Source organism: Kitasatospora sp. NPDC007106, from assembly GCF_040634455.1.
Classification (GTDB): Bacteria; Actinomycetota; Actinomycetes; order Streptomycetales; family Streptomycetaceae; genus Kitasatospora; species Kitasatospora arboriphila.
Genome location: NZ_JBEYFP010000912.1, coordinates 1 through 2,230, shown reverse-complemented (window position 1 = coordinate 2,230; position 2,230 = coordinate 1). Strand labels below are relative to the sequence as shown.

The 2,230-nt window shown below is 69.1% G+C and carries 3 protein-coding genes; 2 read left to right on the top strand and 1 reads right to left on the bottom strand.

Annotated features, from left to right (window positions below; genetic code table 11):
• Nucleotides 1–634 (top strand): chitosanase (locus ABZ641_RS33955; protein ID WP_359988148.1); only part of this gene is annotated, 634 nt, incomplete at its 5' end.
• Between the two features lie 96 nt (nucleotides 635–730).
• Entirely contained in the window at nucleotides 731–1,465 is a 735-nt protein-coding gene (locus tag ABZ641_RS33950) for a hypothetical protein (protein ID WP_359988146.1), read from the top strand.
• Between the two features lie 430 nt (nucleotides 1,466–1,895).
• Here the strand turns inward: ABZ641_RS33950 and ABZ641_RS33945 are convergent.
• A partial coding sequence (locus ABZ641_RS33945; RefSeq protein WP_359988144.1) for a DUF732 domain-containing protein occupies nucleotides 1,896–2,230 on the bottom strand: 335 nt, incomplete at its 5' end.

The following is a 2,230-nucleotide window of genomic DNA, read 5'->3' as shown; positions in this document are numbered from 1 at the left end:
GAAGGCCCAGTACAAGTACATCGAGGACATCGGCGACGGCCGCGGCTACACGGCCGGCATCATCGGCTTCTGCTCCGGCACCGGCGACATGCTGGACCTGGTCGAGCACTACACCGACCTCAAGCCCGGCAACGTCCTGGCCAAGTACCTGCCCGCGCTGCGCAAGGTGAACGGAACCGACTCGCACAGCGGCCTCGGCACCGCCTTCACCAAGGACTGGGCCGCCGCCGCCAAGGACACCGTCTTCCAGAAGGCCCAGAACGACGAGCGGGACCGCGTCTACTTCAACCCCGCCGTCCAGCAGGCCAAGGCCGACGGTCTGCGGGCGCTCGGCCAGTTCGTCTACTACGACGCCATCGTGATGCACGGCCCCGGCGACAGCTCCGACAGCTTCGGCGGCATCCGCAAGGCGGCCATGAAGAAGGCCAAGACGCCCGCCCAGGGCGGCGACGAGGCCACCTACCTCAACGCCTTCATGGACGCCCGCAAGGTCGTCATGAAGAAGGAGGAGGCGCACGCCGACACCAGCCGGGTGGACACCGCCCAGAAGGTCTGGGTCAAGGACCGCAACTTCGACCTCAACACCCCGCTGAAGTGGAAGGTCTACGGCGACAGCTACCAGATCAACGGCTGATGCCGCGCCGGGCCCGGGGACGGTCCCCCGACCCCCGTCCCCGGGCCGCGGTAAATCGCACGACAGCGCGGACGGGCCGCTGTTAGCCTCCCGGACGTGGCGAAACTCAACCAGATCATCGCGGTCGAAAAGGGCGTCAAGTCCAAGTCCTTCCAGGAGCTGACGACGGCCCACCACGGCCTGCAGAAGCCCGCCCTGCTCGCCGGGATCTCCCGCACGTACCAGCCGAAGGACGAGGAGGGCGAGCAGCTCCCGCCGGAGTCCACCCGCGTGCAGGTGCGCGCCGAGGACATCCTGCGCGACACCGCCGCCTCGCTCACCCGGCTGTTCGACGTGACCGCCACCAAGGACCACGCCAACTGCGCCGCCCGCGCGGACGTCGTGGTCGACGGCCGGCCGCTGCTGACCGACGTGCCGGTCACCTACCTGCTCTTCCTGGAGAAGCAGCTCACCGACATCTACACCTTCGTCCGCAAGCTGCCGGTGCTGGACGCCTCCGAGTCCTGGACGCCGGACGCCTCCACCGACGCGTGGAAGACCGAGCCGGTGCGCACCATCCGGACGAAGAAGGTCCCCCGCAACCACGTGAAGGCGGAGGCCACCGAGAAGCACCCGGCCCAGGTCGAGGTGTACTACGAGGACATCGCGGTCGGGTACTGGACGACCGTGAAGTTCTCCGGTGCGCTGCCGGCCCGGCGGGTCAACGAACTCGTCCAGCGGGTCGAGAAGCTGCAGCAGGCCGTGCAGTTCGCCCGCGAGGAGGCCAACGCGGCGGAGGTCGTCGACAAGCGGGTCGGCGACGCCGTCTTCGGCTACCTGTTCGGCCAGTAGCGGCCGGACCCACGATCCCCCTCCTTGAGCGGAGGGGTGCGCGAACAGCGCAGAAGCTGACACTGAAAGTGAAGCTGACACAGGGGTGACAGTGGAGGTTCGAATCCTCCCCCCGGCACCACCACGCCGGGGTGGCCCAAGGGCAGAGGCAGCCCCCTGAAACTCAGACTCCCGCTCAAGTCTCAGCATCCGCCGCCGAGCGCCGGATCGAACGGGTGCGGACGGAAAGCCTCGGATGCGGGTTCAAGTCCCGCCTGTGCCTCTCCCCGTGGCACGGTAGTTCAAAGGCAGAACACGAGGCTCTGAAGATGATCCGCAGCCTTAAACGTGCCGGTGCGCGCAATTGGGTGGCACCTCAGGGGCCCGGGAGCTGGATACCGCTCCCGGGCCCCGTCACGTCCGCCGCGTCACGTCCGCCGCGCCCACCGGGTCACGGGCAGAGCGCCGCCTTGACGATCACCGCGATCATCTGGCCCTGCTGGTCGGTCACCTTCGCGCCGGTCGCCGCGAAGTAGGTGGTGGTGTTCTTCGCCACCGTCGCGTCGTCCTTGCCGGCCTTGATGTCGGCGCAGGTCTGCTGCGCGGCGGCGACGGTCTTCTGGTTGTCCGCGGCCAGCTTCGGGTCGATCTGCTTCAGGCCGGCGACCATCGCCAGCTCCTTGGCCAGCTGGGTCGGGTCGGCCGTGCCGGCCGCCTTGGTGGGGGCGGTCGGGGCGGCGGTCGACGCCGCCGGCGCCGCGCTGTCGGCAGCGGCCGGGGTGCTGG